Origin of the sequence: Mycolicibacterium pyrenivorans (assembly GCF_025821625.1) — a bacterium.
In the GTDB taxonomy this organism is placed as follows: Bacteria; Actinomycetota; Actinomycetes; order Mycobacteriales; family Mycobacteriaceae; genus Mycobacterium; species Mycobacterium pyrenivorans.
On record NZ_JACKSH010000284.1, the window covers coordinates 49,679 to 76,111 of the forward strand.

Sequence of the window (26,433 nt, forward strand, 5' to 3'; positions counted from 1 at the left end):
GGCGGTGAGTCAGGTGGTGAGTCAGGTGGTGGTGCCAGCCTCGTGCAAAGCGTTGCGGCGAGCTGGTGGTTGTGTCTCGACGCAGGCTGCAGGGCATGCAGCTGCTGCCGGTGTTACCAGTGCGCAGGCTGAGATCTGCGACGCAAGTGGACCGCACGTAGTTGCCTGCACTGGATGGAATGCGTGTAGCGCTGGTGCGGGTGTCGAGTGGCGCATAGCCTGCATCGGAGTGGTCGGTGACGGCCGGACTTGTGCTGCGTGCACCGCCACAGCGCACGTAATCAGCCAGGTGTGTTGCACCGTTTAGGGGTGTGCTGCGCGGCGCATCCAGTGTCACAGTTAGGTCACCGTTGCACGCTCGGCGTGGCGTGACGGTGCGTGTCGCGCGCGGCTCACTAGACTCTGCTGACCATGAACCGCAATACACGCGCGGACCGCGCGCCTGGTGGCGCGTGGCGCGCAAGCGAGCAGGCCAGGGGGCTTTCATGACCGAAAGCGTAACCGCCTGGACTGCTCCCATACCGACAATCGACTGGGCGCGCCTCGGTCATGTGTACGCAGTCGCAAACGGAAAAGGTGGCGTCGGCAAGACCACAACCACGGCCAATCTCGGGGCGCTCGTCGCCTCCGACGGGGCCCCGACCCTCATAATTGACCTCAATGGGCAAGGCAACATCGCGCACATCCTAGGGTTCGCCAATACCGACCTTGACGACCATGGTCGCGGTCTGTTCAGTGCCATTACCGGCGGGGCCGCGTTGGCTCCTGTCAAAGGCGTGCGAGAAAATTTAGACGTGGTGCCGGGCGGTCCGTTTGTGCGTCGGATCGGCGCAGCAGTGGCCGGCGACATGATGTCCCAGGAAACCGTGCCGGCAGTTCTTCTATCCCTGGCGGACGGTCTTCAGCGGATCGCGCACCGCTATCAGCTCATAATCATCGATACGCCGCCAGAGAATCCCCTGCTGTTAGAGATTGCACTATGCGCAGCTCGCTTCATCGTCGTGCCGATGAAGACTGAGCTGATGTCCCAATTCGGACTCCGCGAGTTGGCCGGCGAGATCCGCAGGATGCGCGAGTTCAACGAGTTCCTCACGCTGCTGGGTGTGTTTGCGTTCGCATCGGGAACATCAGCCACGAAGGTGCGTAAGGAGATGAACGACCAAGTGACGCGCGACCTCGGAGCGCAGAGCGACGTGATGATGTCGTCGTTCATCCGGCACTCCGAAGCCGTTGCGAATGACATGACCAAGTACGGCCGTGTCGCCCACGAGCTGGAACAAGAGATCGCCAACAACCCTAAGTACTGGGAGTTGCGCAGCGGCACAGCGAAGAGCACAGCCGTAGTTAGTAGCACGTCCAAGCCGGTAGCCCGCGACTTCGCCAAGCTGGCGAAGGAAATGCTGACTCGCGCCGGGGCGCGACGTGCCGAGATGATCGAGCAAGGAGTATGGCCATGAGCGGCAAGTTGAAGCAGCAAGACATCCCCGCAGAAGACCTCTCGGACCTGGGCGCCCCTGCGCCCCGCGGTTCCGGACTCAGCGAGCTACTCGGTGCTGCCACACCAACGGCTCGGCGTCAGCCGGTCCCGGAAGCCCGCGCCGAAGCCGTCGAGGCAGTGCGTGAGGATGATTCGGTTGCGCCAGCTCGCCCGACTCGGATTACGCGTCAGTCGAGTACGCGCTCGCGCACCCGGCCAACCTCGGCGGTGTACGTAAGCCAGGGGGTCAAACAGCGGTTCGAGGACTACCGACACAAGGCCAAGAAGACCAACCTTCAGGTCGTGCTGGACGCGATAACCGCCAAGCATGAAGACCTTCACGACATCATCAAGAAGTCCGCGGTCAGTACCGCTCCCGTCGGCTCCCTGTTCCCCGCAGACCCATCTGCGGTGCGCTACTTGGGCGGGGGGAGCGTGCAGATCGGGTTCAGTCCCACGCCCGAACAGGAAAGCGTGCTCGACAGCATTGGGCAGGATCTTGGCTTCACCACACGGAGTACATGGATTGCCCCAGTCCTGAACGCCTTTCTCCCTGGCCGAAAGGACACCTAGACCGGACGGAGCTCGCGGCACCGTCGTCGGTAAACGACAGTTGCGACGTCTGGCAAGCCCGTGATGGGGCCGAAGGAGGCCGCCTGATTCGCCCGGTGGGGTAGGGGAGTGAGTGTGTCACCGCCCCGTTTCGCTAGCCGACTACTAGATGCCCGGCCCTGACGGCAGCGAGAGCGGTTGAGGACGTACCGCCAACCGGGAATGGGCGGTACGCCGTCATCCGCGCCGACATAACGCGCAGTCACTTTCTGGCAGGGTCGTCACGCTAATGCGGCGCTTGCGCATGTCGACCTGGAAGCGCCCGAAGATCCCGGGATGATCGAGGGCGTAATCCTGCTGGCGTCCCGCGTTGTCACACACGAGTTCGACGGAGTCGTCGCAATCCCACAGTGCAAGTGACGTTCCGAAGTTGTAGGCGGTGCGATAACGCACCCCGCGCACGGTGGGGCCAGCCGGCTGGTCTTCGAAGATGGCACGCGCCCACTGCTGGGTGAGGGCGCGCGCTTCGTTGCCGTCGGCGAGGGTAGGTAATGCTCCGATCGCCATTGCTGCCCCTGCTTTGGTGAGGTCGAACACGGGCAGCGGCGAGGTAGGTGCCAGTATCGACACGCGGTAGCGGGGGCAAATCGCTGCGATGCCAGCTTCACCGAACACCTCGCTGGCCGAGGTGGCTAGATCAGCTCCGACGTACAGGACCCGCCGATTCTCGGAGTCCAGTTGTGGGGGAGTGGCGGCATGGTGGTGGTCGAGTCGATAGAGCGGACCGAACTGCCGGAACGTCATCCCGTCAGGGGTGTGGGTGCCGCGGTGGTAGACGCGACACCACCGCCAACGGGCCGCGTCGGGGCGCGGTGCCCAGGTCCAGCGGAACCCGGCAGCTCGGGGTAGCGGACGTTGCGGTGGGTCGAGCTGTTTCACCATGCGGCAGCGGTCAAGGCCTGGGCAAGGGCGATCACCGGTTCGCTGCCGCGTCGCGACATCACCTCGCGCGCCGAGCGGCCCCCGAACTCGGGCTGTTCGCGCTGCATCCAGGCCGACAGACTGACCACCCCCCCGGGGAACACGGACTGCAGCCGATCCAGGTCGGGCAGGATGCCGGACGGGTCATCGGAATCGAACTGCCACATGGGCAGGCGCCATTCCCTACCCACCTTGAGCCCGACCAGCTTGCCAGCGGCGAGCTTGGCAGTGATGCTCTGGGGGGCCACGCCCAGCAGCTGCGCAGCGTCGTCGCGGCTGAGGCTTTCGATCGAAAGTTGCCGACGTGCCGCGAACTGGTCTTGCAGGTCGGCGAATGCTGCTTTGGACACCGCCACCGAATCGGGAGCAGGCCCCCACAGCGCCACATCGAGTCCGTCGTCGGGATCGGTCTGAACGGCCGCGCGCAAGCGCTCCAACTCGGTGTCTGCGGCCGCGTGGACCACCGCCGTAACTGCCGCGCGCAGTTCACGGCGGTCATCGCCACCGTCCGGTGCGTCGATGAGAACGTCGAAAGGCACTGAGGCGATCGCCAATCCGGCGTTGCGCAGGGCGCGCTCCAACGGACCACGCTCGGCGCCTCCGACCGGCAAACCCTCGGGAATGCGGTCGCTAGGCTCATCCGCGGCCGCCGGTTCGAGAACAAAAAGCTCGGTCATAACAACCTCCTCTATGCAGGATATGCAACCTAAGAAGGATCCGCCACTATTCCTGGCCGAATACTTCAAACGACCCATGCCGGAAGCGGCGCGTCGACCGGGCTGGGGATCAGCGAACACGCATATCCAGCTAGTCCGAATGTAGCGCCAGCATCGCGGGGTATTCGCGGCCGCTATCGGAGTGACGCCGTGGCTGCTCCCCGGCGGGGGGAGCGTAATGATCACAAGCGAATCGAACACATGAGCGAATTCGAGACTAGAATGATCATTCATGGGGCAGCTGAGGCGGACACCGCAAGGCTGGGCCGAGCCCGGACCGCCAGCCCTCTGCCCACAAGGCCACCGACTCCGCGGCCCGCAGCGCGTCCTGGTCGGCACGCAGCAGTGCGCGGCCTGCTCCAACCGCGGCAGTGGAATCCACCGCTCATATACGTGCCGCCACTGAGCGGAATTGCATTTGTTGCAACAGTTCGGCGCTCGTTAGAGCGTCGTTGTCCCTGGTGAAATCCCGTCCCGTTAGGCGAGGTGACATCGATGCGCTCGCCTCAACTGCGCGTCTTCCTCTATCGCATCATTGTTGCATCTGCTACAACAAGGGTGTGGGTGTTGATCTGCCGGGTTCTGCGGCGTTGTCGTTGGTGTCGAAGGTCGCGTCGTTGGATCCGCAGGAGGCGGTGTTTCGGGCGATGATGGCGGGCTGGTCGGATCAGCAGCGGGCGCGGGTGTGCTTGCCGCCGACGATCCTCGCGCGAGCGAGTGTGGTTCGGCGGTTCGGCGATTTCACCGGGACCCATCCCTGGCAGTGGACCGCTGAGGACGCTGACGCGTTCTTCTCATCGATGAGGTCGGGTTCATCGCCGAAGGCGGTTTCGACGCTACGCGGGTATCAGAACGCGTTGCGATTGTTCTGCGATTTCATCACCGACCGCCGATACGGGTGGGCCGCACTGTGCCTGGAGCGGTTCGGGCAGCCGCCTGCTCAGATCTTGCACGACTGGAACACCGTGACACATGTCACCGAGTTCGAAGGCAGAGCCGGTCGGCGTCCGCTGAGTTTCGACGAGGTGCAGGAGTTGTTCGACGCAGCTGACGGGTTGGTCGAGGCCGCGCGTAGTCGTCACCGCAAGGGCAGTTTGTCGGCGTTGCGAGACGCCGCCATGCTAAAGACGGTGTACGCGTATGGACTTCGCCGCCAAAAGGTGGTGGGCCTCGACATCGTCGATCTGCGATCGAATCCGAAGGTTCCGGCGTACGGCCGCTTTGGTGGGTTGTTCGTCCGCCATGGCAAGGGGTCGCATGGCGACGCGCCGAAGCGTCGCACGGTGTTGACCGTTCCGGAAATGGATTGGATCGTCGGCGTCCTGGAGCACTACGTCGCCGAGGTACGGCCGTGTTTTCAGCCCGGCCGCCATCCCGGCTTGTGGATCACTGAACGTCAGGGGCGCTTGTCCAAGCGCAGCGCCAACGAGGCGTTCACCGCGGCACGGGATGCGGCCGGCTTGCCCAAGGAACTCGATTTGCACTCGCTGCGCCATTCCTACGTCACACATCTCACCGAGTTCGACTACCCAGAGCGCTTCGTGCAAGACCAAGTCGGACATGCCTACGCCAGTACCACCTCGATCTACAGCCACGTGTCCGACGAGTACCGCAACCGCCTGCTGCGCGCGGCGCTCACCAAACGTGGCGTCATCACCGAAGGTGAACCATGATCCGAAAGATGGGCTGCCAGTGGCACCTTCGCACACTGATGGCGCAGCAGGGGATGTTTCAAACCACGGAGCTCGTGCCGCTGCTGGCCGAGCGTGGCGTCGTGCTGTCCCGCGAACAGGTCTTCCGTTTGGTGACTCAGCCTCCGCAGCGGCTCTCGATGGACGTTCTGGCGGCGTTGTGCGACATCCTCGACTGCACACCCAACGATTTGGTTGAGATCACCGTGGTCAATGCCGCAGCCAAGAAGGTCGCCGGTGGGGCCGCCCCGTCGCCGCCGACGGTCCGGCGCACCACGGTGCGCCGCCCGGACCACACTCGGTGAAGGGTTCGGCGGACTTTCGGCCCGACGCGTGGGCCCGGGTCACCGCCCGCCTGGTCGCCGACATCGACGGCCTGTCCGTCGAGGCGGCCGAGCGCCTGCTCACCGATGCCCGCGTGAACCGCCCCAAGACGCTCAACGCCGTCGACTGCTACCTGGCAATCACGCCCGGCGGCGTGTGCGACCCAGACTCCGCGTGCCCCCGCGGCATGATGCGATTGAGCCACATCCTGCTCGCCGCCGGATACACCACGGTTCACCCACCGCAGTGCACTCAGTGCGGCCAGCGCTCGGCACTGACCAATGTCGGCCCGTCCGGGCGAATTTGCGAACACTGCCTTCGAGCCAACCGCCCCACAGTTCTCTGCGCGCGCTGCGGGAAGCCAGCTCTGCACCGACGCAATTCCGCCGACGGCGTAGTCTGCTCGAACTGTTATAGCCGGGACCCCTCTTCGAAAGCGCCATGCCACCGGTGCGGGCGGGTGGGGCACCGTCGGCGTCGCCTCCCTTGCGGAGGCGTGCTCTGTCCAGCGTGCGCTCCCAGGCCCCAACACACCTGCGTCGAGTGCGGCAAAGACCGACCCGCGCAATCCATCACCGAGAACGGGCCGATCTGTAGCACCTGCTACAGCCGAATCAACATGTCGTGGAGCTGTGCCGCCTGCGGCGCGCTCCGCCGAAGGAAATCCGGCGGCAACGTCGGTCCACATATTTGTGGGATCTGCCGACGCGCACTACGCAACGACGTCCAGAAGGCCTCGACGCGGACAGCGCTACCCGCGTCGCGGCCACCCAGAGTTGCCCCGATCTGCGTCTTCTGCCGGCGGCAACGCCCGATAATGAACCGATGGCCAGCAGGCCCGGTTTGCAAGGTGTGCGCCAAGCGGGCGCGGTCTTACCCGGGGATCTGCGGGACGTGTCAGCAGTCTGCGGTCCTCATCGGACTCAACGACCATGGTGGGCGGATCTGCGGACCGTGTGCAGGCGCCTCGCTCGATTACCGTTGCCGCAATTGCGGGCAGGCCGGCATGCACGCCAACGGTCGGTGCAGCCGCTGCGTCACCGCCCAGCTCCTTGATGCCGCCTTGGGTGGCCACGACGGCCAGATACCTGACCAGTTGCGGCCGCTGGCCGACGCGTTGGCCGCCGCACCCGATCCTCGCAGCGTTGCCGTCTGGCTCGCCCGAAGCGACGCCGCGCGACTACTGAGAACCCTTGCCGAATGCGGAGAAACGGTCACCCACGACCTTCTCGACGCCTTGCCGCCCGGACGGCAGGTCAACTACATCCGCGAAATCCTGGTCCGCACATCGGTATTGCCGATGCGCAACGAGCGTCTCGAGCGACTCGAGCCGTGGCTGGATCGCTACCTCGCCGACCAGCCAGCCGACCACACCCTGATGGTCCGCAACTACGCCGTCTGGTATCTCCTGCATCGTGCCAGGCGAAGCCCCCGACCGTTGGTCACGGCAGGGGCGGCTCGTATCCGGCGCAGAGTGCGCGTCGCACTCGAGTTCCTCACCTGGTGTGACGCCCGTGGGAGGTCCCTGACCGACATCGATCAGGGCGACGTGGACACCTGGCTGGCCACCGGAGACTGGCGCCGGCCAGAAGTGCGACCGTTTCTGCACTGGACGACCCAACGCCGCATCACTGGCGCCGTCTCCGCGCCGGCACCCAAGCCCGCTCCACCGTCGGTCTTCATCGACGAAGCAACGCACCTCGAACAATTGCACCGCTGCCTGCACGACGACGGTATCGACGTCGATCTGCGCGCCGCGGGCGCCCTCATCCTGCTCTACGGCATAGCCACCTGGCGAGTGCTCAACCTACGACGAAACCAGGTACATACGCGTGACGGCGAGACCTTCCTGGTCCTGCGCGACCACGAACTGCTGCTGCCACCCCAGCTGGCCGACCTGATGGCTCAATTACCGCGCTCCACACGACGATCCACATTGCCGGACTCCGACGCCTCGGATCGGCTGCTGTTTCCCGGCCGAACTCCCGATCGACCCGTCGACACCGGCGGATTCGGCAAGCGACTCAAACGCAGCGGCCTGACCATCCGAGCCGGCAAGAACACCGCCCTGCTCGGGCTGGCCGCCGAACTTCCCGCAGCCGTTCTCGCCGACCTGCTCGCCATCGACGTCGGCACTGCCACCCGGTGGGCCACCTACGCCAAGACCGAATGGAACGACTACATCGCAGCACGAACCTCCGGCGACAACGGGTAAGAGCCATCCGCTGGCGACTCGGATGGTCAGCCGATGCGGGGTTCGGCGGCAAATAAGAGGCTCGAAGCCCACTCTGGTAACACTCCCACCGCTGTGAACGGTGCGGACTCTGGTTGCCGGCCGAGGCGAGATTTGTCTGGCCCGTGCCTTGGGGGACACGAAACCGGCCACGGCAAACTAGGCCCATCGGCACTGCCGCAGCCGGTACCTTCGGCCGGGTGCCGAAACTATGGCAGTCTGCACCCCCAACGACTCAAACGGCTGTGATATCGCCCGCGACCGCCTTCAACGTCGCCCTCCACGCGCAACGTGAGTGTTTGCTGCGTTGCACCGTTGCTTTCCGGGCGCGTGAGGTAATCGCGCGACCCAATCGGTCGAATTCCTCACTCCATCTGGCGTTGTCGGTGCGAGCCAGCCCAGCCGCCTGACTCTCAGGGCAAAGTTGGTGTCATATCGGCAGCGTGGTGTTGGTGACGAAGGTGTCACGGACCCAAGAGATGAATTCGTTCCACAGCCCGCTCACCAGCGCTAGTCCCACGGCGACCAGCAGTACACCGCCGAAGATCTGGATTTCCCTGGTATTTCGACGAAGCCACCCCATCGCGTGCACCGCGCGTGCAGATCCCAACGCCAACAGGACAAAGGGAATGCCCAGACCTAGACAGTAGGCCACGACGAGGACTACCCCGCGGGCGATGGCCGATCCATTTGTGGCCGAGGACATCGCAATCACGCCAGTGAGTGTGGGCCCCAGACACGGGGTCCAGCCCAGGCCGAACACCCCGCCCAGCAGCGGCGCACCCGCGATGGTCGACATCGACTTCGGGGTGAACCGGGCCTGGCGTTGCAGCGCGGGCACGAAGCCCATGAAGACCAGGCCCATCAGGATGGTGACGGCGCCGCCGATACGCTGCAGCAACACCTGATTGGTGATCACCGTCGCCGTTAGACCCAGGATCGCGATGGTGCCCATCAGGAACACCGCTGTGAAGCCGGCGATGAACAATCCAGCGGCCGCAGTTACTCGCAGCCGCGCACTTCGCGATGTCGATTGGCTTTGCTCGTCGACCCCGACGACCGCTGCAAGGTAGGACAGGTATCCCGGCACCAGGGGAATCACGCAGGGCGAGGCAAAAGACACCAATCCGGCCAATGCCGATACCAGCACCGCCAGCAGCACGTGCCCTGACATGGCGATCTCGGTGAATCCGTTCATCGGCGGCTGCGCATTGCGACCGCTTCTGCACTCCAGCTACTGGGTCCGCCCACGCCCATCTGCATCATGTCATCACCTACGTATCTACTACAGAGGTTAGTACCATAGCTGGGAACGGTTTCGAGACGCTCACGCAACCCCTCGTTTGACGGGCGTGTAATGCGCAGATGCGGCTTCAGCCGTAGACCGTCTGCGCCGAAATCGTTGGTGACTCAACGGCCATGCACAATACGGCAGCGCGTCATCCAAGCCGGGGGAGGTGTGTCGGTGCCTGTCCTGTCGCCACGACAGCCCATGGGCGACAACTCGGCACCGTGGTCCCGGTGCCTTTGGCCCCGCCGCCCGCAGTCTTGGCTGGCCACGTCCCCGGCGCGACGTGCGCATGCGCTGCGCGTCGGTCTACCGCGCCTCCATCGCCGCCCCACCATCGACCGGCCGGACCGCATCGTCACCCTCGTTTACTTCCACTATCGCCTGTACCAGCCGTAGTGGCGCAGATGGAAATAACTTTCTACTGTTCAGGTACGTAGACAGTAGAAGGAGGGGGACGTGCCTCTCCCTGAGATTAGAGGTTTGCGATGACTCTGACGATCGGCGACACCGCCCCGGATTTCGAGGCCGATACCACCGAAGGTCGGCTTCGGTTTCACGACTGGATCGGCGATGGCTGGGCGGTGCTGTTCTCCCATCCCCGCGATTTCACCCCGGTGTGTACCACCGAACTGGGTTACATGGCCAAGATCAAAACCGAATTCGACCGGCGCGACGTCAAGATCATCGGGCTGTCGGTCGATCCGCTCGACAACCACGCCAGCTGGTCACAAGACATCGCCGATACCCAGGGCGTCGCGCCCAATTATCCGATGATCGCCGACACCGATTTCGCGGTGTCCAAGGCCTACGGGATGCTGCCCGCCGACGCCGCCGGGGACCCCACTGACCGAACTCCCGCGCAGAATGCGACGCTGCGCAACGTCTTTGTGATTTCCCCCGACAAGACCATCGCACTGGTGCTGATCTACCCGATGACCATCGGACGCAACTTCGATGAGGTGCTGCGCGTGATCGACGCGCTGCAGTTGACCGCCACCCACAAGGTCGCCACTCCGGCGCAGTGGCGCCAAGGCGACGATGTGATCATCTCCAATTCGGTCAGCGACGAGGAAGCCCGCCAGATCTATCCGAACGGGTGGCAAGCACCCCGGGCTTACCTGCGCATCGTCCCGAGCCCGATTCAGCTTGCTTAGCCCAACAGGACAAGTGTTGGGATGGCTGCATCGGGTGCTCGACCGGCGACACTAAGGGGTACCCGAGGTAGTCGGGGCGTAGGGGCGAGCATCGTCGATGTCAATGCTGGTCACCTCTGTTCGGTATGGGGTTGTAGAAGGGTGCGGCGCAAGAATGCGATCTGATCGTTGACGACGCGATCTATCCAAGGTTCATTGAATAGGTCGAAATGCCCGATGGGGTAGCGTTGTAGCTCTCCGCGCGGCGCGTGCTTGGCCACTTCGATCGCGGGTTGGGGCGGTGCAATGGCGTCGCCGTCGCAGACGGACACCAGAAGCGGGCATGACACCAGATTGGCCCGGCGCGCCGGCCGGTCGGCGCGCATCTGCAGCACGATCCGGGCGGGGATCGTGGGCTCCCAGCCGACCGGGTCGGCGGGCATGATCGACGCAAATCCGGCGGCGGCATCGGGTGTGGTCAACATCGACATTGAGCCGGGTGCTCCGGCCAGCTCGATCCGTAGGGGTTCGCGGCCGCATCGTGCACGCAAGTTGTCGCGGATCCCTCGCCATGCCATCCGATAGCCATGCCGTCGGCGGGCGTAGCGGATTGCCGCGGCGGCTGCGGCGCGCCCGTCGACGAACGGATTTTGTATGATCGCCGCGGCGATGTCGTGGTCGCGGCCGGCGGTGGCAAGTACATGTCCACCGCCAAAAGAAGTGCCCCACAGGGCGATTCGGTCATGATCGATGCCGCTGAAGCGGCGGACGAGAGAGATGGCTGCGCGGTCATCGGCGCGCTGTCGCCTGATGTCGATCAGGCCGCGGGGTTCACCGGCGCTGGTGCCCAGGTGGCGGTAATCGAAGGTGAGGGCGGCTATGCCGACGGCGGCGAAGCGGATCGCGAAATCGGGCAAGGCCGCGCTTCGGATACCGCCGATGCCATGGGCTAGCACCACGCAGGGATGCGGTGGGGGACTCGTTGGCCGGTACAGCCACCCCTCGCATCGTTGGCCGCCGGATTCGAAGTTGATGTTCTCGCGGACCACGCCGGTGCCGCGGCCGCAGAAGGGAAGGGTTGTAGACACGGCCGCCAGCGTGCGCGTTAATGTCGACATGAAGTCAAGCGGTGAGGGCCGAGAAATTTCGATCGGCGAGTTGGCCGAACATTTCGGGCTGGCTACCCATGTGCTGCGTCACTGGGAATAGATGGGGTTGGTGGTTCCGCGCCGCACCTCGACGGGTCACCGAATGTACGGCCTTGCGGATCGCTATCGAGTGGCCGCGATTGTGCAGGCGAAGGCGGCCGGGATGAGTCTTGACAGTATTCGTGCGATGTTGACCGCAGCCACCCCAGCCGAGCGCAACAGGGTCTTGCAACACCAGTACGACGCGCTGAGCCAGCGCGTCGTCGAAGCCCAAGCCGCACTCGCCCTTATCGACACCGCGCTCGGCTGTGAACACGGCGACCTCGCCAGTTGTCCGCGCTTCCGCGCGGTGCTGGCCGAACGTGTCAGGCATCCCTAGCGGCGTGGTCAGATACCCCCACGATGCGAGTGCTGCGGGTACTGCGGCCGGTTCGCCACTATGCAATATGTCAGGGCTCGGTGGTCAGCCGGTCCAGTAGCGGCCGTAGGTCTTCGGCCAGTAGTGCCATGAGATACACCGCTGCAACTCTGTGCTGGCGGTCGAGGACCATGGTGGTGGGTACGACGCTGGTTGGATAGGTGCGTCCCAGCGTGATGAGGCTGCGCAGCGATGGGTCGAAGATGGAGGGATATTGAACGTCGCGGTCGGTGACGAAATCGCGTGCGGTGTCGCGGTTGTCGCGGACGTCGATACCCAGGAACTGCACGCCGCGGTCACGGTATTCGGCGTAAACCGTTTCCAGTTCTGGAGTTTCGGTGCGGCATGGCGCACACCAGGAGCCCCACACATTGATGAGGACCACTTTCCCGGTGAAATCCGACAACCGGATCGGTGCGTCGGTAAACAGATCGGGTCCGGTTAGATCCCCGATCGTGCCTCGTGTGGAGGGAGGGTCATAGAAGATCGCGGTCTGTCCGCCGGGCGATACGAAGTCAAAGGTGCCGCCTTGGGCGACGGCGCCCTCGCCGGTGGTGCAGCCGGCAACCGTGGCTGCGACGATAAGGGCTGCCACGACGGCGACGATTTGCCTAAGGCTAGTCACGAGGAGTCCTCTCGATGGTTCATGTTGGCGCCGGAGTGCACCGCTGGTGTTCGTGGCTGCCTAGTTCTCGAAGGCGAGACCGCTGACGAGGATCACGATGCCCAGGCCTATCAGGACGATCGGGAAGAGGACGTGTTCCCAGCGTTCGAGGACTTCTGCGATCGGCCGGCGGGTGGCGACGAATCTGGCGGCGACGACCAGCACCGAGACGAGCACGAGGAACACGGCACAGTAAGCCACCACGGCCGCCGGTCCCACGCTCAAGAACACCGGAACGTAGACGCCGATGTTGTCGCCGCCGTTGGCGAAGGTGACTGCTGCGACGGTTAACACGCCGACGTTCTTGCCAGCGACTTTGCCGTCGTCGTCATCATCATCATCGTTGCCGCGCCAGGTTTGCCACGCCGCCCACAGTCCCAGGGCGAGGGGGATGAGTCCGAAGTACGGGATCACTTCTGGGGGAAGGAACGCTCCGGCACCCAGCGTCACGAGCACAGCCGCACCCAGAATCCCGGCGAATCCCAGGTATTGGCCTGCGGTGATCCGGGCCGTGGTTCCGCGTTGTCCTGCGCCGCGGGCGAAAAACAGTGAGAGCACGATGATGTCGTCGATGTTGGTGACGATGAACAGGCCGATTGCGGGCAGCACTGAGGACAAGATCATCCGTTTACCTCCGAGTCTGCGGTATCGCTTGCCCGCCAACTAGCCACAACGAGGGCGGCTGCCCCGGTGACGACGAAGACGTCAGCGAGGTTGAAGGTGGGAAACCAGCCAGTGTGTAGGTAGTCGGTGACCTGCCCATCAGCGGCGCGGTCGATCACGTTGGCCACCGCCCCACCCAGCATCGCCGCAAGTGCCAGCACGACGGGCAGCGCCGCGGTGCGCGTGAGGCGTACCGCGAACACTGCCAAACCGGCCACGATCAGGCCGGTGACGCCGAGCAGGGCCGCTGGCGGCAGGGTGTCCCCGAGACTGAATGCCACACCGGGGTTGAACGCCAGCCGCAGATCTAGCAGCCCGAGATCTGTTGAGTTGCCGCCGGTCAGTGCGCGACCGGCCCACGCCTTCAAGCCCAGGTCAAGTGCCGCCACGGTGACCACCGTGGCGGCAAGGGCGATCCGCCCCCGTCTCACTCGGGTGTCGGTGTCGGTGTGGTCGGTGGTCACGACGGCGCACCCACGACGGCCGCGCGTATCGGTCGCGCCACCTCGTGCAGTGCCGCATCGGCCAGCGGTTTGGTACGCCCAGCGCGCACCCCGTTGGCAATGACGATGATCTCGGCGAGTTCGTGGACGAGCACGACGGCGGCCAGTCCGAGGATGCCGAACAGCGCCAGCGGCATCAGCACGATGATCAGCCCGAGGGATAGACCGAGGTTCTGCAACATGATTCGCCGCGCACGGCGGGCGTGCCGGAACGCTTGAGGAAGGTGGCGCAGGTCTTCGCCCATCAACGCCACGTCGGCTGTTTCGATGGCAACGTCGGTGCCCATCGCTCCCATGGCGATGCCGATGTCGGCGGTGGCCAGCGCGGGAGCGTCGTTGACCCCGTCGCCGACCATCGCTGTGGGACGCTGGCTGCGAAGCTGTTCGATCAGTCGGGCCTTGTCCTCGGGGCGCAGCTCGGCGTGCACGTCCTCGATACCGACATCGCGGGCCAAACTCGCTGCGGTGGTGTGGTTGTCGCCGGTGAGCATGGCCACGTGGTAGCCGTCGCGGCGCAGTTGGGCGATGACTTCGGCGGCTTCGGGGCGCAGCTCGTCGCGCACGGCAACGGCGCCCACCACCTGACCGGCAACTTCGACGAGGACGGCGGTGGCACCGGCCTGCTGCATCCGGGTGACGTCACCGGCCAGTGGGCCTGGGTCGAGCCAGCCGGGGCGGCCCAGCCGGATGGCGTGCCCATCGCGATGTCCGGTGAGTCCGGCTCCGGTGACGGCTTCGACGTCAGTGGCTGGGGTGACCTCTTTAACGGCGGCCAGGATCGCAGCGGCGAGGGGATGCTCGCTGCGCGACTCCAACGCTGCGGCCAGGTCCAGCACCTGTTCCGAGGTCGATCCGTTGATTGTGACGACTTCGATGACGGCGGGCCGATTGGCGGTCAGTGTGCCGGTCTTGTCCAAGGCAACCCCGCGGATTCTGCCGAGCCCTTCAAGTGCGGCGCCGCCCTTGACCAGTGATCCCAGCTTGCTGGCGGCGCCAATGGCGGCGACGACCGTGACTGGCACAGAAATCGCCAGTGCGCACGGTGACGCGGCGACCAGCACCACCAAGGCGCGTTCGATCCACGTGGCCGGGTCGCCGAACACGCTGCCGATTACCGCGATCGACGCCGCGGCGATCATGATTCCGGGCACCAGTGGTTTGGCGATGCGATCGGCCAGGCGCTGCGAGGAACCCTTGCGGGATTGCTCGGCCTCCACGATGCGCACGATGCGGGCCAGCGAGTTGTCCTCGGCCGTGGTGGTGACCTCGACCTCAAGCACACCGGTGCCATTGATCGACCCGGCGAACACCTCGTCTCCGGGACCGGCCTCCACGGGAACCGACTCACCGGTAATGGCCGAAACATCGAGCGCGGTGCGGCCATGACGGATGATGCCGTCGGTGGCGAGACGCTCACCGGGCTTGACCACCATACGGTCACCGATCCGCAATTCCGCAGGCGCAACGGTCTTTTCGCCGCCATCGCGTAGAACGGTCGCCTCGTCGGGCACCAGTGACAACAGGGCGCGCAGCCCGCGGCGGGTGCGGGTCAACGAATATTCTTCCAGCCCTTCGCTGATCGAGAACAAGAAGGCCAGCATCGCGGCCTCGCCGACTTCCCCGAGGATCACCGCGCCGACGGCGGCGATCGTCATCAGCGTGCCGACGCCGATCTTGCCTTTGGCCAGCCGTCTGAGGGTAGACGGCACGAAGGTGTAGGCACCGGCCAGCAGCCCGATCGCTTCCAGAGTGAGCACGACCGACTCGGCGGCATCGACTCCTCCGGCGATCAGGGAAGCCAGCAGGAAGACTCCGGAGATGGCGGCGAACTGCAATTCCTTGATCTGCCAGAGCCGTTCGGGCTCACCGTCCCGTTCGTCGGTGTCGCGGGGCTCGTCGTTGCCGCATCCGCAGGCGTCACTCATCGGCGGGGCTCCTCGGTATCGATCGTCGTCGTTGTGTGGGCGTTGGTTCCGTAGTTAGGGCACAACGCCACCGTGTTGCCGGTCGCGGCCAGCAGCGTCTCCGCTGAGGCCAGCAGATCCATGAGTTCCGGTCGGGTCAGCGAGTAGAACATCTGCCGGCCTTCGGGGCGTCCGATCACGAGACCGCAGTCCCGCAGACAGGCGACATGGGCTGAGACAGTGGACTGCGCCAACCCCAGCTCGCCGATCAAGTCAGCCACGCGCGCCTCACCGTCGGCCAGGCGGCGCACGATCGCCAGCCGGGCGGAATCGGAGAGACTATGAAACAGCGCTACCGCAGCATTCAGATTCGAAGAGGTTCCACCTGCTGAGCCGACAGCCGCGCAATCATCCGACACATTCATCGCCATTTGACGATGATACATGGTCCCCGGCGATACTTCGCGCCTGGAGTGTCCGCTTACGCCGGCTGCGGTCCCAGGGGGCTGAGCGGAAGGTGTGAAGCCGCCGCCATCAATGGAACGCTGAGGGCGATCTGTTGGCCTTGCGCCTGATGCAATTCAGCCAGGTGGCACTTATCGGGGCTGCTGGCCTCCCATGGTCACGTTGAGTCGGTGGGTTGTCGTGTGGAGGTGAGGCCCAGGGTGTCCGCGGTGCTGTACTCGTCATCGACGAGCACCACGACGCCCCCTTCCCGGTCGATGATGGAGGCGGCGATCGACGCTCGGTACCCGGAGCCGCAGTGCACCCAGATCGGCATGTCAGGCAGTTCGTGAAGGCGGTCGGCGAGTAGGTGCAGCGGGATGTTGATCGCGCCGGGGATGCGGCTGGTGTCGTGCTCTTGGCGTTGTCGCACGTCGAGCACGACGAAATCCTCGCCACTGCCTAGGGTTTCGGCGAGGTCGGCGAAACCGGCGGTCCGATAGCAGCGCAGTGTTGATCCGGCGCGTAGATCGTCGATGTTTCCTGTGGCGGCGCCGTCGAGGTGGTCGACGCCTATGCGGACCAGTTCGCGGCGGGCCTCAGCGATCTGATCGAGTGTTTCCCCGATCAGGGTCAGTGGTTCGCCCCACCGGTGAAGCCAGCCCAGGTAGGTTACGAAGCTGCCAGACAGTTCGAACCCGAGCGTGCCGCTGAGATGCCCTGCGGCGAAGGCGGTGCGATTCCGCAGATCGACTACCCACTGGCCAGCGTCGATGCGTCGCCGCACCTCCTCGGGATCGACCGGTTCGGGTAACGAGAGGTCCACCGGAGCTGGTCCAGCCTGGTTAATCACTCCCATGTGGGCGTAGTACGCGGGATAGGCCGACAGTCCCTCGAGCAGCTCCGCGACATAGGCCTGCTCGTCTTGGGTGAGCGCCGGATTGCTCAGGCGTTGCTCGGCGATGGTCGAGGAATCACCACTGCCGGGGGTCGCCGAGCAGAAACTGCCGAACCCGTGGGTGGGATAGACCGAGGTGGCATCGGGGAGCACCGCTGCCAGTCGGTGCACCGACTGGTACTGGGCACGGGTCAACTCGTGCGTGTGTTCGGCGCCCAACAGATCGGTGCGCCCGGTGGTGCCGTGCAGCATGGATCCGCCGGTGAACACTGCGGTCACCGCACCGGTGATGTCGCGCAGCACATAGCTGACGTGGTGGTGGGTGTGACCGGGAGTGTGCATCACCTCCAACTGGATCGGTCCGGCGTCGATGACATCCCCGTCGCACGCCGGGCGGCGTTCGTAGTCCACCTGGTCGCCGGCGGGCACCACGTACTCGGCGCTCACCGTGCGGGCGAGTTCCAATCCGCCGGTGACGTAGTCGTTGTGGATGTGGGTTTCCAGCACGTGGGTGATTTGCACCCCACGCCGCTGGGCCAGGCCCAGCACTCGGTCGATGTCACGCTGCGGATCGATCACGACCCCCGTCGAACCGCTGCTGACCAAGTAACTACGGTCGCCGAGACTGGAGGTGTCGATAATCGTGACGTCCACGAAAAGACTCCCTTCTGGTTTCTGGATTGCTGAAAGTATGTTCACCCCCGCCAGTATGGATCGAAGCCTCTTGGACGGGGCAGCTGATGAAGGTGGGATCAGTTAGGTCAGGACGAGCGTGTCCAGCAGGACATATGCCGCCACGGCGAAGACCAGGTAAGCGAACCAGTGTTGCAACCGGCCGGTGTCGAGTCTGGCGCCATAGTGCCCGGCGACCAGTGAGCCGCCGATCGCAGTCGCAACGAACGCCGCTGTAATGGACCAGTCGATGCTTGCCCCATCGAGGTGAAAGAGCGCCCCGGCCGCGGAATTGGCGACGATGATCAGCAGCGAGGTGCCGATCGCGACGGACATCTGCACACCGAGCAACAGCACCAGGGCGGGAATGATGACGAATCCACCGCCCACACCGAACAGCCCGGTCAGCAGGCCGACCGCGAAGCCCGCCGGAATGGACCGCGGTGCGCAGCGACGCCAGTTGATGCCGCCATCGCCGACGGTGCAGGCAGTGCCGGCGTCGGTGGAATCGGTCAACATTCGCAGGCCGGCGCCGATCATGAGGATCGCGAAGCCGATCATCAGAACCCGCTGAGGCAGGCGCTCGCCGATGGCGCTGCCGAGCAGGGCGGCCGGTATGCCGGCCACCGCGAAGACAGCGGCCAGGCGCCACTGCACCTGTCCAGCGCGCAACCTGGGCAACACCCCCACCGCCGAGGCCACCGCCACCACGATGAGCGACATGGGGATCGCCTGCTCGACCCCGAGGCCGAGCGCATAGACCAGCGCCGGGACCGCCAGGATCGACCCGCCGCCGCCGAGCAACCCCAACAGCACCCCGATCACCGCACCCAGCACCAAGGTGATGACCACAGTCACCGGCGACACCGCTTCGACGCCCGGACGCACGCTCTCACGCAGCACACCGCAGGTCAGTCATCACGGTCTCCGACGCCGATACCAGGCACTGCACGCATCCTTCATGCCAACGCCAAGAACAGCTTCTCCAACTCGGCCTCGGTCATCGGCGCTGCCCCACCTTCGACCTGCCCGGCCAGGCACTCTCGCAAACCCGTGGCCACGATCTTGAAACCGGCCTTGTCCAGCGCGCGCGACACCGCGGCAAGCTGGGTTACCACGTCCTTGCAGTCGCGGCCCTGCTCGATCATCGCGATCACGCCCGCGAGTTGACCATGCGCACGACGCAACCGATTGAGCACCACTACGATGCTGTCCTGATCGCCGACCATCGCCAAACCCCTTCCGTAACAGTAGTTCCATCGTATACCCCACCGGGTATCTACCCGATCGTTGCGACGCCAGTCGTGGCGCTCGGTGCAAACGGGGCGCGCCGTGGTCGGAGAGGCAGGGTCGGGCCGCCCTTGCATTTCAATAAATCAGGGCGGACCGTGACTTCGCCACCCATCGACAGGGTATACCGGCGGGGGTATACAGGAAGGGTGAATGAACCTGTGAAGTCACCGTCGACGAGTTGGCTGCCAGGCGGGGCGCGGCCGGCCAGTCGGGTGGCGGATGCCCGCGAAGCCCTAGGAATACCAGTGCATCATTTCCTTGGCGCGCTGCCTATCAAAGGTGCTGGCCGCGCGTCTCGTCGACATCCCGGACACTGCGTTACGTCGTCTGCAGGTCGGGAAGCCGGTTCACGGCGCGCGAAGCCTGGGATTCTTCGGCCCGAAACGCTGTGTCGACCAAGGTGTGGGCGGGATGACGCAATGGGGGTGACGTCAATCCGGCCCATCGAGATTTGACCACTCGTCAGCGCCCACCCCATTCGGGTGCGGTACCGACCCCGACTGAATCAACAATTGTCCGACTACAACGAAAGAGGGACGCTCCAATGAAGAAGACCGTACTGATCCTGGGTGCCGGATTTGGCGGCCTGGAATTAGCCGCCCAACTCTCCGACACCCTCGCCGACCTGCACGTCATCCTGATCGACCACAACGACGGGTTTACCTTCGGCTTTTCCAAGCTCGACGTGTTGTTCACGAATCGCACCCCCGAGGATGTCCGCATTCCGTATGCCGAGCTGACCAGGCCCGGCGTGGAGTTCCGCCAGGAACGCATCACCTCCATCGACCCGGCCACCCGTCGCGTCGTCACCGACCAATCCGACTATCAGCCCGACTTCCTCGTCATCGCCCTGGGCGCCGACTACGAGCCCGAAGCCACCCCTGGCTTCACCGAGGACGGCTACGACTTCTACACGGTGGATGGCGCCGCTCGACTGCGCGACCGCCTCGCTGAATTCACCAGCGGCACCATCGTGCTGGGCGTCCTCAGCGTCCCCTTCAAGTGCCCGCCAGCACCCTACGAGGCAGTCCTGCTGCTACATGCCCACTTGGTCGAGCGGGGCATCCGCGACGCCGTCACCATCAAGGTGATCAGCCCCATGCCCTCTCCGATCCCGGTCTCCCCGGAAACATCCGAAGCGCTGATCACCGCCATGGCCGAACGTTGCATCATCTACCGGCCTGAGACCAAGATCCATTCACTGGACCCGAACCAACACCTAGCCCACACCGACACCGACACCGAGCCCTACGACTTGTTCATCGGCATCCCCAAACACCGCGTCCCCGACGTGATCGACGCCTCCGGGCTGACTGCTGGAGGCAACGACGGATGGATCGCCGTCGACCCCGCCACGCTCGCCACCAAACATGCTGGTGTGTATGCCATCGGCGACTGCGCCGACGCACCCGTACCCCGCGCCGGGGTTTACGCCGAAGACGCTGCCGGCACCGTTGCCGCCCACATCGCCGCACAGCTGCACGGGACACCATTTACCGCCAAGTATTCCGGGCGCGGGGTCTGCTACATCGAGTTCGGCGATGGACGGGTCGGTAAGGTCGACGCCGACTTCCTCTCCGGGTCCAAACCCACCGCCCCCTTCATCGGGCCCTCCACCGACCTGGCCGACGAGAAAGCCGAATTCGCCGTCACCCGACGACACCGCTGGTTCGGTCGATCCGCAAGCTGAACGACAGAATCACCTCCGATGACGGCGTGCCGGACAAGACCGATCGTCGCACACCCTTTTCATCGTCAAACACCGATGATAGCGTCGTATGTAGATTATTAGCTGGCGATGTCGCACCCTTATAGAGCGATGGCTGCCGTGAAGGGAAAGGGTTCTGAGGTGTTGATGAATCGGGTCGAGACTGCCCTGATCAATTCGCCGCCCCGGCGGTGGCTGCAACGTTTCTACGAAGTGCCGGTACTGCTGCGCTTAGGGGGCCGTATCCCGCCGGGCAGTACAGCCCTCGAGATTGGCTGTGGACCGGGCTACGGCTCACAGCTGGTGCTACAACGCTTCGGCGCCGACCGGATCGATGCCCTCGATCTGGATCCGACGATGATCGATCGCGCCCGTAAGCGGCTGGCACCCTGCGGAAATCGGGTCACCTTGGTCCGTGGCAGTGCCACGGACCTGCGGGCCGCGCTCGACGCTGACGACGACAGCTACGACGCGGTGTTCGACTTCGGCATCATCCACCACATTCCGCAGTGGCGTACCGCGGTGGCAGAAGCCGCGCGGGTGCTCGCCCCCGGTGGACGGTTCTACTTCGAAGAGGTCACCAAACACGCCCTCGACCGCCCGACCTACCGGCGACTGTTCGACCATCCCACCGACGACCGCTTCACCGCTGAACAGTTTGTTGACGAACTCCGCCGGCACGGCCTGCTCATCCTCGGCTCTGTCACCCGCATTCGGGGCGATTATCTGCTCGGTGTCGCCACCAAGCCGCTCGTCAACGGTGGTGCACGGTGATGGCCGCCGCCGCGGTAGGCCTGAAGCGCACAGATCGACTGTAACGACGGGCGACGTGAGTGAGAATGGCCAACCATGGGTGAGGCCGCTGCAGCGGACGCAACGTTCGCTTTCGTCGATCTGTCCGGCTTTACGGCCTTGACTGAGATGTGCGGCGACGAGGAAGCCGCCCTTCTCGCCGGGCGGCTGGTAGACCTCGCGCGAGACTCGCTCACCGTTCATGTCAGCCTGGTGAAAAGCATGGGGGACGCGGTGATGCTGCGCGCCCCTGGTCCTGAACAGATGATGGCGACGATCGTGGCGCTGGCCGATCGCGCCGCTGCCGAAGACGGCTTCCTCGTGCTCCGAGTCGGAATCCATCACGGGAGCGCCGTCGAACGTGACAACGATTTCTTCGGGCATGCGGTTAACACCGCCGCACGCGTGACAGCGCTGGCCGGCGCAGGCCAGGCAATAGTCACCGATCCGATACTGCCCGCATGCGAAGGGTTGGGTCTCGCGGTCCGCTCTTTGGGCGCCACCGCGCTCCGCAATATCGCATCTCCTATGGCGGTGTATCGCGTGTCGCTCCCACCGCCCCGATATCCCGTTGACCCCGTGTGTGGGGTTCGAATTGATCCGCGCACAACCAGCCACCATGTGCGGCACGACGATCAAGACATATGGTTCTGCTCCGGCCGATGCGCCGAACGGTTCTTGGCCATTAATGAAGGCAAACAACCTGAAGGAGGGCGAACCCGCCGCGCCAACTACGACGACTGACCCAGGCGCACGACGAGTGGAGCCACCTCTTTCGTTTGAAGGGTGTCTACATGCGGCTGGCTTCCAGCGACCACCCGATCCGCTCGTCGGCTCGTTGGGGTTGCCGCAGCAGCTGTTCGGGTTGCGCCTCGGGTCAGAGGCATATCGATGGCGCAAGCATCAGCGCGGCGGCCAGGAGTGGTCCGAGCAGGGCCGCGCCCGTCGCCACAGTGAGGTAAAGGCGGGCGCGAATCCGGTTCGGCGGAAATAGAAGTCGTTCCACACGCTGAGTGACGGCCAATCCCGTCGCACCAAGCGCCGCGGCCGGCATCGGTGATGTCGAGGTGGGGCCTGGAAGGCTGAGGGCAACAAGTGCGTCGACGATGGTGTCGCAGCTGTGTCGTCGGGCGGCGGCGTCGTCGGCGCACATCTCCAAAAGGCGAGCGATCTCGCTGGCGCCCTTGGCGAAGAGCTGCACCCGCGGCAGCATCGCGCCCAGAGCGGCGGTGACGGCCAGGACATGATGGTGGCGTCCGCTCAGGTGGGCGCGTTCATGAGCGAGGACTGCGGCCAGTTCGGCGCCATCGAGGGCGTCGAGCGCGCCGCGGGTCATGACGATGGTGTGGGGTCGCCCAGCAAGGCAATACACCCCGCGCTGAGCGCTGTCGATGATCAGGGCGCCTCCAGGCCCCGGCAAGGTGTCACCGGCGGCGATCCGGGCGGCGCTGACGTGGTCTCTACTGCCCCGATGCGAACGGCGTATTGCGAGCACCACGCGGCTGCCCAGAACCACGACCGTCAGGGTGCTCATCGCGGCCAGCGCTAGAAAGCTGACCTGCAACAACTCGCCATAACCGCCGTGGACGATGAAACCCAAGCCGGCCAGGCACCCGGTCACCATCAGACCAATGTCACCTTCCGAGGTGAGGACATGGGTCACCAGCAGGGTGAACGCCCCGATCGAGGCCGCGAGCACGGAGGCCATCACGGCGAGCCAGGCGCTGACACCGAGGCGGGGGGCAGCACCGTGGAGATTGGCACGCAACAGCAATGGCGGCGCCAAAACGCTCAAGGCCAGCGCGTAAACCGCGAGGCAGACGGCCATGCTCATGGTTTCGGCGATGTCCGGCCCCGGCGGCGGATGACCTCTTTGAGCCCTGCCAGCTCGTCGGCACTCATCTCCCCGACGAAATGCGCCAGAACCGCGGCTGTGTCGTGTTCGCCACCGCCGCTCAACGCTTCGCGCATGAGCGCGGCGATGTGTTCGGGATGGCTCAGCACGGTGCGGTAGCGGAACGCTTTGCCCTCCCGTTCCCGCAGGAGGTGACCCTTGCGGTAGAGATTCTCCATGGTCGACAGCACTGTGGTGTAGGCGATCTCGCGATCGGTGCGAAGCTGTTCGACCACCTCCCGGGCGGTACCGCTGCCGCCGGATTCCCACAACCGCGCCATGACTACGGTCTCGAGTTCACCGAACACCCGCACCGCTACTCTCACCTACCTCGTCTTCGGTCCTTGCCGGGGTTGCCGTGCGATAAGCACACCTCCTGCACCAGCCTACGGCCTCGGTACGGAGAACCGACATTGCGCGCCGACGGCGGCATGACCCTCCGACGATGCGTCCACCACGTCATGTTCTGACGGGCCGGTTTCCTTGGGTTTGACGGTTACATGTTTCCTGCACAACACGGGCACGGTTCCGGATCGGTACAACAGGCGCAGTCATCCATCGGCATTGGCTGCATCGCCATCATCGCTCCGCTACAGCACATCATCGCCTCGCTGCAGCACCACATCAGCGGTTCAGAACCTCCAGCGTCGTAGCTCACGGCGACGGGGTCGCCACCGGTGACGTCGAAGTAGATCTTGCCCGTAGCGGTCTGGCCCTGAGCCAGTGCGGCGCCAGAAATCCCCTGCGGGCTCGCCATTTGCCACAGCACGCGATAGCTGCCGCCATCAGCAGTGGAGGCGTTGAAATTGGGGATGATGGGCGTCGATCCCCCTGAGGTCGCCGTGACCGACGCGGTCGCCTCCCATAGCTGTCCGGCCAGCGGATATCCAGGCGCGGGATCCGCGCTCTTCGTGAGGTTGGTGACTGACCACTCCTGTACGCCACCCCCCATCTCGGCCTGCTGCTGAGACCCAAAGCGGTGCATACAGTCATCGGAAGCCGACGCCGTCGCGGCGAGTCCCACACCAAACAGCGCCGCCACCGCCACCAGCGCCACCATCACACCGAGTCCGCGAAACACATTTGCTCCTTCTTTCACATTGCTGCGGCCGCCGACCGATCGGCCCGCCGAGCATCAAGCATCTACTATGTCGGTACCGAGATAGTAGATGATGCTCCGGGGCCCGGCGCGCCCGGATCGGCCAACGAGAAAGAGGGTGACCAAGTTGTCGGACCAAACAGCGTTCAGCGATGCGAACGAGGGGCGCGTTGTTCGGGACGCGTCGAACACACCCAACGAGACGACACAACACGACGGTGGAGCGACCTACCTCGGCCCTCGGGTGGAGCTGCTCGTGATTGCCGGTTGCCCTCACGCCACGCTCGCCGAGGCACTGCTGAGGGTGACGCTCGACGAACTGGGTCTCACTCGAACACCGGTATACATCAACATGATTGAGACCACCGCCGAAGCGATTCACCAGACCTTCGTGGGATCGCCCACCATCAGGATCAACGGCGTCGATCCTTGGGCGCAATCTGGCAGCGAACCCGGACTAGCTTGTCGTGTTCATCCCTCACCAGCTGGGCTACCCACCCAATACAGCCTCGCCCAGGCACTGTGCGCAGCCGTGGTCAATGACCAACTGCCCATGCCCGCAGACTCGCAGGTCAACGACTAACGAAGCCAATGAGACAAGACCGAGACGGGGCCTTGCCTTGCACGAGCCCGCCGTCTCGTTTCTAGAGAAACGAGACTCCTCACGCGGCCCGGCTGCGGTTACTTCGCGCCTGGTTTGCCGTGCCTCATTTCCTGTCTGATACCGCGCGTCTCGAATCCTCGATGTAGGAGGACAGTGAGATGGTCCTTCACCTAGGACAGTCGAGTACGCCGGAGCACGGCGGGCCAAGGCGGCCTCGATCGGCAACTCTTCCGCGCATCAAGGCTCACAGCACAAGAGGTACTTCGCACAAACTCGTTAGTCGTCGATAGTTGCGGACTCGAAGGAAACTGACTGCCCTAAGAAGCAAGGAATAGTGCACGCACGAAATACGTACACTCCACCAGCAACTTGCGACAGGACGGTTTACGACCCGCCGGCCACCTCGGAGTGTGCCTTCATCGCTATGGATGGCCGCGAAGTTCCGAAGCACTGAGCGCGCCGGGACGCTACAACGCTGAGGAGCCACATACACGGCTCACCGGCGAGAGCGGTGCACGGTGTAGTTCGTCCACGCAGGGAACTCGCACATGATGATCGGGTCGCGGCCGGCGCGCGTGCAGAGCACCTGGAGAACGCCGTCGTGGACGACCGCGGCAACGTCGGCGTCGGCGGGCAGGTAGCGGGTCGCGGAGACGATGGTGGTGTCATCGTCGGCCACGTCGACCTCGACGCTGCCGGCTCCCGCGATCTGGCACTCGCGGTAGTAGTCGACGCTCATCTCCATCAAGCGGCTGGGTGCGACATCAAAAACGAGAATCTTCGGGCTGTGAATCTTCATGGTCACGTCTGGGTTTCCTTCCCTTGATGCACGACTTTCGTGCTGGGGATCAACCCTAGAAAGCGACCGTGCAGCGTTCGGGCCGTCGCGGCCCTGAACTGCGCATTTAGTGGTTAGCTCGCGCGTCGGGTGGGTTTGGAGTTGTGCAGGAGAGCGTCAATCGTGGCCTGCGTCTTCGAGCCCCACCGCGGGTCGAGTGCACTGACAAAGGCGGCCCACAATGGCAGGGCCACGGTCGCTTTGAGCGTGTCGGCGCCGGTGCCGCGCGCGGCGGGGGAGCGGTAGGCAAAACTCCAGGCGACCGCGCGGGCCGCGTCGTCGACGATCCAGTACAGCAGCTCGTCGGCGTCGACAGTTTGGCGCGTGCCTGGCTGGCCGGTCAGTACATCCATGCACCGGTAGTGGAGAGAGTTGTCCGCGTCGAGGGTATAGGTGTTGACCGTCTCTCGGGATGACGACGACGGGGTATGCGGTCGTCATTGAGCGTGCTGATGTGGCCTGTGGCGCCGTCGTCGGGTTGATCTTGTTCGTG

General features: G+C 64.6%; 28 protein-coding genes. 11 read left to right on the plus strand and 17 right to left on the minus strand.

Translation table 11 applies throughout. The annotated features are described in order from the left end of the window. The first annotated feature begins 485 nt into the window (after positions 1 to 485). Positions 486 to 1,457: a ParA family protein gene (locus tag H7I57_RS31210; protein WP_006246605.1), complete on the plus strand. Its 972-nt coding sequence runs from the start codon at positions 486 to 488 to the stop codon at positions 1,455 to 1,457. Next, positions 1,454 to 2,050: a hypothetical protein gene (locus tag H7I57_RS31215; protein WP_006246606.1), complete on the plus strand. Its 597-nt coding sequence runs from the start codon at positions 1,454 to 1,456 to the stop codon at positions 2,048 to 2,050. Before H7I57_RS31210 ends, H7I57_RS31215 begins: the two co-directional genes overlap by 4 nt. Before the next feature lie 216 nt (positions 2,051 to 2,266). Here H7I57_RS31215 and H7I57_RS31220 read toward each other — a convergent pair whose 3' ends face one another. Both H7I57_RS31220 and H7I57_RS31225 read right to left on the minus strand, forming a co-directional pair. Continuing rightward, the gene (locus H7I57_RS31220) at positions 2,267 to 2,971 is read right to left on the minus strand and encodes an RES domain-containing protein (protein WP_006246607.1); all 705 of its coding nucleotides are present in this window, start codon (positions 2,969 to 2,971) and stop codon (positions 2,267 to 2,269) included. Beyond that, positions 2,965 to 3,687: a helix-turn-helix domain-containing protein gene (locus tag H7I57_RS31225; protein WP_006246608.1), complete on the minus strand. Its 723-nt coding sequence runs from the start codon at positions 3,685 to 3,687 to the stop codon at positions 2,965 to 2,967. The genes H7I57_RS31220 and H7I57_RS31225 overlap by 7 nt, the downstream gene beginning before the upstream one ends. Positions 3,688 to 4,286: 599 nt before the next feature. Here H7I57_RS31225 and H7I57_RS31230 point away from each other — a divergent pair. The 3 genes from H7I57_RS31230 to H7I57_RS31240 all read left to right on the plus strand — a co-directional run bounded on the left by H7I57_RS31230 (position 4,287) and on the right by H7I57_RS31240 (position 7,956). After that, positions 4,287 to 5,399, plus strand: a complete 1,113-nt coding sequence (locus H7I57_RS31230; RefSeq protein WP_264028389.1) for a tyrosine-type recombinase/integrase — start codon at positions 4,287 to 4,289, stop codon at positions 5,397 to 5,399. Next, a complete protein-coding gene (locus H7I57_RS31235) occupies positions 5,396 to 5,722 on the plus strand; it encodes a helix-turn-helix domain-containing protein (protein WP_006247692.1) in 327 nt (108 codons plus the stop codon). Before H7I57_RS31230 ends, H7I57_RS31235 begins: the two co-directional genes overlap by 4 nt. A gap of 1,025 nt (positions 5,723 to 6,747) precedes the next feature. Further along, complete coding sequence (locus H7I57_RS31240) at positions 6,748 to 7,956, plus strand: hypothetical protein (protein WP_006247693.1); 1,209 nt, start codon at positions 6,748 to 6,750, stop codon at positions 7,954 to 7,956. Positions 7,957 to 8,404: 448 nt separating this feature from the next. Here H7I57_RS31240 and H7I57_RS31245 read toward each other — a convergent pair whose 3' ends face one another. Continuing rightward, complete coding sequence (locus tag H7I57_RS31245) at positions 8,405 to 9,172, minus strand: cytochrome c biogenesis CcdA family protein (RefSeq protein ID WP_006247278.1); 768 nt, start codon at positions 9,170 to 9,172, stop codon at positions 8,405 to 8,407. Between the two features lie 578 nt (positions 9,173 to 9,750). On the opposite strand from H7I57_RS31245, the gene H7I57_RS31250 reads away from it, so the two are divergent. Next, positions 9,751 to 10,419, plus strand: coding sequence for a peroxiredoxin (locus H7I57_RS31250; protein ID WP_006247280.1), 669 nt, complete (start codon positions 9,751 to 9,753; stop codon positions 10,417 to 10,419). 110 nt (positions 10,420 to 10,529) lie between these two features. Here H7I57_RS31250 and H7I57_RS31255 read toward each other — a convergent pair whose 3' ends face one another. After that, positions 10,530 to 11,516, minus strand: a complete 987-nt coding sequence (locus tag H7I57_RS31255; protein WP_006247281.1) for an alpha/beta hydrolase — start codon at positions 11,514 to 11,516, stop codon at positions 10,530 to 10,532. A gap of 91 nt (positions 11,517 to 11,607) precedes the next feature. Between H7I57_RS31255 and H7I57_RS31260 the strand changes: the two genes are divergently transcribed. Beyond that, complete coding sequence (locus H7I57_RS31260; protein ID WP_006247282.1) at positions 11,608 to 11,925, plus strand: MerR family transcriptional regulator; 318 nt, start codon at positions 11,608 to 11,610, stop codon at positions 11,923 to 11,925. Between the two features lie 70 nt (positions 11,926 to 11,995). Here H7I57_RS31260 and H7I57_RS31265 read toward each other — a convergent pair whose 3' ends face one another. From H7I57_RS31265 to H7I57_RS31300, 8 genes are all read right to left on the minus strand, one after another. Beyond that, positions 11,996 to 12,589 (minus strand): TlpA family protein disulfide reductase, encoded by a 594-nt coding sequence (locus H7I57_RS31265; RefSeq protein ID WP_006247283.1) that lies wholly within the window; start codon positions 12,587 to 12,589, stop codon positions 11,996 to 11,998. Between the two features lie 60 nt (positions 12,590 to 12,649). Further along, the gene (locus tag H7I57_RS31270; protein WP_006247284.1) at positions 12,650 to 13,252 is read right to left on the minus strand and encodes a cadmium resistance transporter; all 603 of its coding nucleotides are present in this window, start codon (positions 13,250 to 13,252) and stop codon (positions 12,650 to 12,652) included. Continuing rightward, positions 13,249 to 13,755, minus strand: coding sequence for a signal peptidase II (lspA, locus tag H7I57_RS31275; RefSeq protein ID WP_006247285.1), 507 nt, complete (start codon positions 13,753 to 13,755; stop codon positions 13,249 to 13,251). Before lspA ends, H7I57_RS31270 begins: the two co-directional genes overlap by 4 nt. Continuing rightward, positions 13,752 to 15,719 (minus strand): heavy metal translocating P-type ATPase, encoded by a 1,968-nt coding sequence (locus tag H7I57_RS31280; protein WP_006247286.1) that lies wholly within the window; start codon positions 15,717 to 15,719, stop codon positions 13,752 to 13,754. The genes lspA and H7I57_RS31280 overlap by 4 nt, the downstream gene beginning before the upstream one ends. Further along, the gene (locus H7I57_RS31285; protein ID WP_027332154.1) at positions 15,716 to 16,129 is read right to left on the minus strand and encodes an ArsR/SmtB family transcription factor; all 414 of its coding nucleotides are present in this window, start codon (positions 16,127 to 16,129) and stop codon (positions 15,716 to 15,718) included. Before H7I57_RS31285 ends, H7I57_RS31280 begins: the two co-directional genes overlap by 4 nt. Before the next feature lie 191 nt (positions 16,130 to 16,320). After that, on the minus strand, positions 16,321 to 17,694 hold the full coding sequence (locus H7I57_RS31290; RefSeq protein ID WP_006247288.1) for an MBL fold metallo-hydrolase: 1,374 nt from the start codon (positions 17,692 to 17,694) through the stop codon (positions 16,321 to 16,323). 102 nt (positions 17,695 to 17,796) lie between these two features. Then, positions 17,797 to 18,570 (minus strand): sulfite exporter TauE/SafE family protein, encoded by a 774-nt coding sequence (locus tag H7I57_RS31295; RefSeq protein ID WP_027332155.1) that lies wholly within the window; start codon positions 18,568 to 18,570, stop codon positions 17,797 to 17,799. Between the two features lie 101 nt (positions 18,571 to 18,671). Next, positions 18,672 to 18,941: a metal-sensitive transcriptional regulator gene (locus H7I57_RS31300; protein ID WP_006247290.1), complete on the minus strand. Its 270-nt coding sequence runs from the start codon at positions 18,939 to 18,941 to the stop codon at positions 18,672 to 18,674. Positions 18,942 to 19,549: 608 nt separating this feature from the next. Here H7I57_RS31300 and H7I57_RS31305 point away from each other — a divergent pair. The 3 genes from H7I57_RS31305 to H7I57_RS31315 all read left to right on the plus strand — a co-directional run bounded on the left by H7I57_RS31305 (position 19,550) and on the right by H7I57_RS31315 (position 22,249). Further along, entirely contained in the window at positions 19,550 to 20,695 is a 1,146-nt protein-coding gene (locus H7I57_RS31305; RefSeq protein ID WP_006247291.1) for an NAD(P)/FAD-dependent oxidoreductase, read from the plus strand. Between the two features lie 165 nt (positions 20,696 to 20,860). Further along, a complete protein-coding gene (locus H7I57_RS31310) occupies positions 20,861 to 21,487 on the plus strand; it encodes a class I SAM-dependent methyltransferase (RefSeq protein WP_013470258.1) in 627 nt (208 codons plus the stop codon). Between the two features lie 75 nt (positions 21,488 to 21,562). Next, entirely contained in the window at positions 21,563 to 22,249 is a 687-nt protein-coding gene (locus tag H7I57_RS31315; protein WP_006247293.1) for an adenylate/guanylate cyclase domain-containing protein, read from the plus strand. A 133-nt stretch (positions 22,250 to 22,382) separates the two neighbouring features. Here H7I57_RS31315 and H7I57_RS31320 read toward each other — a convergent pair whose 3' ends face one another. The 3 genes from H7I57_RS31320 to H7I57_RS31330 form a co-directional block, all read right to left on the minus strand. Next, a complete protein-coding gene (locus H7I57_RS31320) occupies positions 22,383 to 23,339 on the minus strand; it encodes a M56 family metallopeptidase (RefSeq protein WP_006247294.1) in 957 nt (318 codons plus the stop codon). Next, positions 23,336 to 23,725 carry a BlaI/MecI/CopY family transcriptional regulator gene (locus tag H7I57_RS31325; protein ID WP_013470257.1) on the minus strand — a complete coding sequence of 130 codons (390 nt, stop codon included), beginning with the start codon at positions 23,723 to 23,725 and terminating at the stop codon, positions 23,336 to 23,338. Before H7I57_RS31325 ends, H7I57_RS31320 begins: the two co-directional genes overlap by 4 nt. 170 nt (positions 23,726 to 23,895) lie before the next feature. Then, positions 23,896 to 24,459, minus strand: coding sequence for an MPT63 family protein (locus H7I57_RS31330; RefSeq protein WP_048471209.1), 564 nt, complete (start codon positions 24,457 to 24,459; stop codon positions 23,896 to 23,898). Positions 24,460 to 24,616: 157 nt separating this feature from the next. Between H7I57_RS31330 and H7I57_RS31335 the strand changes: the two genes are divergently transcribed. Then, entirely contained in the window at positions 24,617 to 25,081 is a 465-nt protein-coding gene (locus tag H7I57_RS31335; RefSeq protein WP_234714048.1) for a hypothetical protein, read from the plus strand. Positions 25,082 to 25,598: 517 nt separating this feature from the next. Here H7I57_RS31335 and H7I57_RS31340 read toward each other — a convergent pair. Further along, positions 25,599 to 25,901: a hypothetical protein gene (locus H7I57_RS31340; RefSeq protein WP_234714052.1), complete on the minus strand. Its 303-nt coding sequence runs from the start codon at positions 25,899 to 25,901 to the stop codon at positions 25,599 to 25,601. Positions 25,902 to 26,014: 113 nt separating this feature from the next. Further along, positions 26,015 to 26,293, minus strand: coding sequence for an Imm63 family immunity protein (locus H7I57_RS31345; RefSeq protein WP_264028395.1), 279 nt, complete (start codon positions 26,291 to 26,293; stop codon positions 26,015 to 26,017). Positions 26,294 to 26,433: the final 140 nt, after the last annotated feature.

Coding starts and splice junctions, on each gene's coding strand:
- H7I57_RS31315 (WP_006247293.1), top strand. CDS start 21,563: ATGGGTGAGGCCGCTGCAGCGGACGCAACGTTCGCTTTCGTCGATCTG.
- H7I57_RS31235 (WP_006247692.1), top strand. CDS start 5,396: ATGATCCGAAAGATGGGCTGCCAGTGGCACCTTCGCACACTGATGGCG.
- H7I57_RS31280 (WP_006247286.1), bottom strand. CDS start 15,719: ATGAGTGACGCCTGCGGATGCGGCAACGACGAGCCCCGCGACACCGAC.
- H7I57_RS31310 (WP_013470258.1), top strand. CDS start 20,861: ATGAATCGGGTCGAGACTGCCCTGATCAATTCGCCGCCCCGGCGGTGG.
- H7I57_RS31245 (WP_006247278.1), bottom strand. CDS start 9,172: ATGAACGGATTCACCGAGATCGCCATGTCAGGGCACGTGCTGCTGGCG.
- H7I57_RS31305 (WP_006247291.1), top strand. CDS start 19,550: ATGAAGAAGACCGTACTGATCCTGGGTGCCGGATTTGGCGGCCTGGAA.
- H7I57_RS31220 (WP_006246607.1), bottom strand. CDS start 2,971: ATGGTGAAACAGCTCGACCCACCGCAACGTCCGCTACCCCGAGCTGCC.
- H7I57_RS31250 (WP_006247280.1), top strand. CDS start 9,751: ATGACTCTGACGATCGGCGACACCGCCCCGGATTTCGAGGCCGATACC.
- H7I57_RS31330 (WP_048471209.1), bottom strand. CDS start 24,459: ATGGTGGCGCTGGTGGCGGTGGCGGCGCTGTTTGGTGTGGGACTCGCC.
- H7I57_RS31340 (WP_234714052.1), bottom strand. CDS start 25,901: ATGAAGATTCACAGCCCGAAGATTCTCGTTTTTGATGTCGCACCCAGC.
- H7I57_RS31345 (WP_264028395.1), bottom strand. CDS start 26,293: ATGGATGTACTGACCGGCCAGCCAGGCACGCGCCAAACTGTCGACGCC.
- H7I57_RS31240 (WP_006247693.1), top strand. CDS start 6,748: ATGCACGCCAACGGTCGGTGCAGCCGCTGCGTCACCGCCCAGCTCCTT.
- H7I57_RS31210 (WP_006246605.1), top strand. CDS start 486: ATGACCGAAAGCGTAACCGCCTGGACTGCTCCCATACCGACAATCGAC.
- H7I57_RS31215 (WP_006246606.1), top strand. CDS start 1,454: ATGAGCGGCAAGTTGAAGCAGCAAGACATCCCCGCAGAAGACCTCTCG.
- H7I57_RS31285 (WP_027332154.1), bottom strand. CDS start 16,129: ATGGCGATGAATGTGTCGGATGATTGCGCGGCTGTCGGCTCAGCAGGT.
- H7I57_RS31225 (WP_006246608.1), bottom strand. CDS start 3,687: ATGACCGAGCTTTTTGTTCTCGAACCGGCGGCCGCGGATGAGCCTAGC.
- H7I57_RS31320 (WP_006247294.1), bottom strand. CDS start 23,339: ATGAGCATGGCCGTCTGCCTCGCGGTTTACGCGCTGGCCTTGAGCGTT.
- H7I57_RS31300 (WP_006247290.1), bottom strand. CDS start 18,941: ATGGTCGGCGATCAGGACAGCATCGTAGTGGTGCTCAATCGGTTGCGT.
- H7I57_RS31255 (WP_006247281.1), bottom strand. CDS start 11,516: ATGTCGACATTAACGCGCACGCTGGCGGCCGTGTCTACAACCCTTCCC.
- H7I57_RS31270 (WP_006247284.1), bottom strand. CDS start 13,252: ATGATCTTGTCCTCAGTGCTGCCCGCAATCGGCCTGTTCATCGTCACC.
- H7I57_RS31260 (WP_006247282.1), top strand. CDS start 11,608: ATGGGGTTGGTGGTTCCGCGCCGCACCTCGACGGGTCACCGAATGTAC.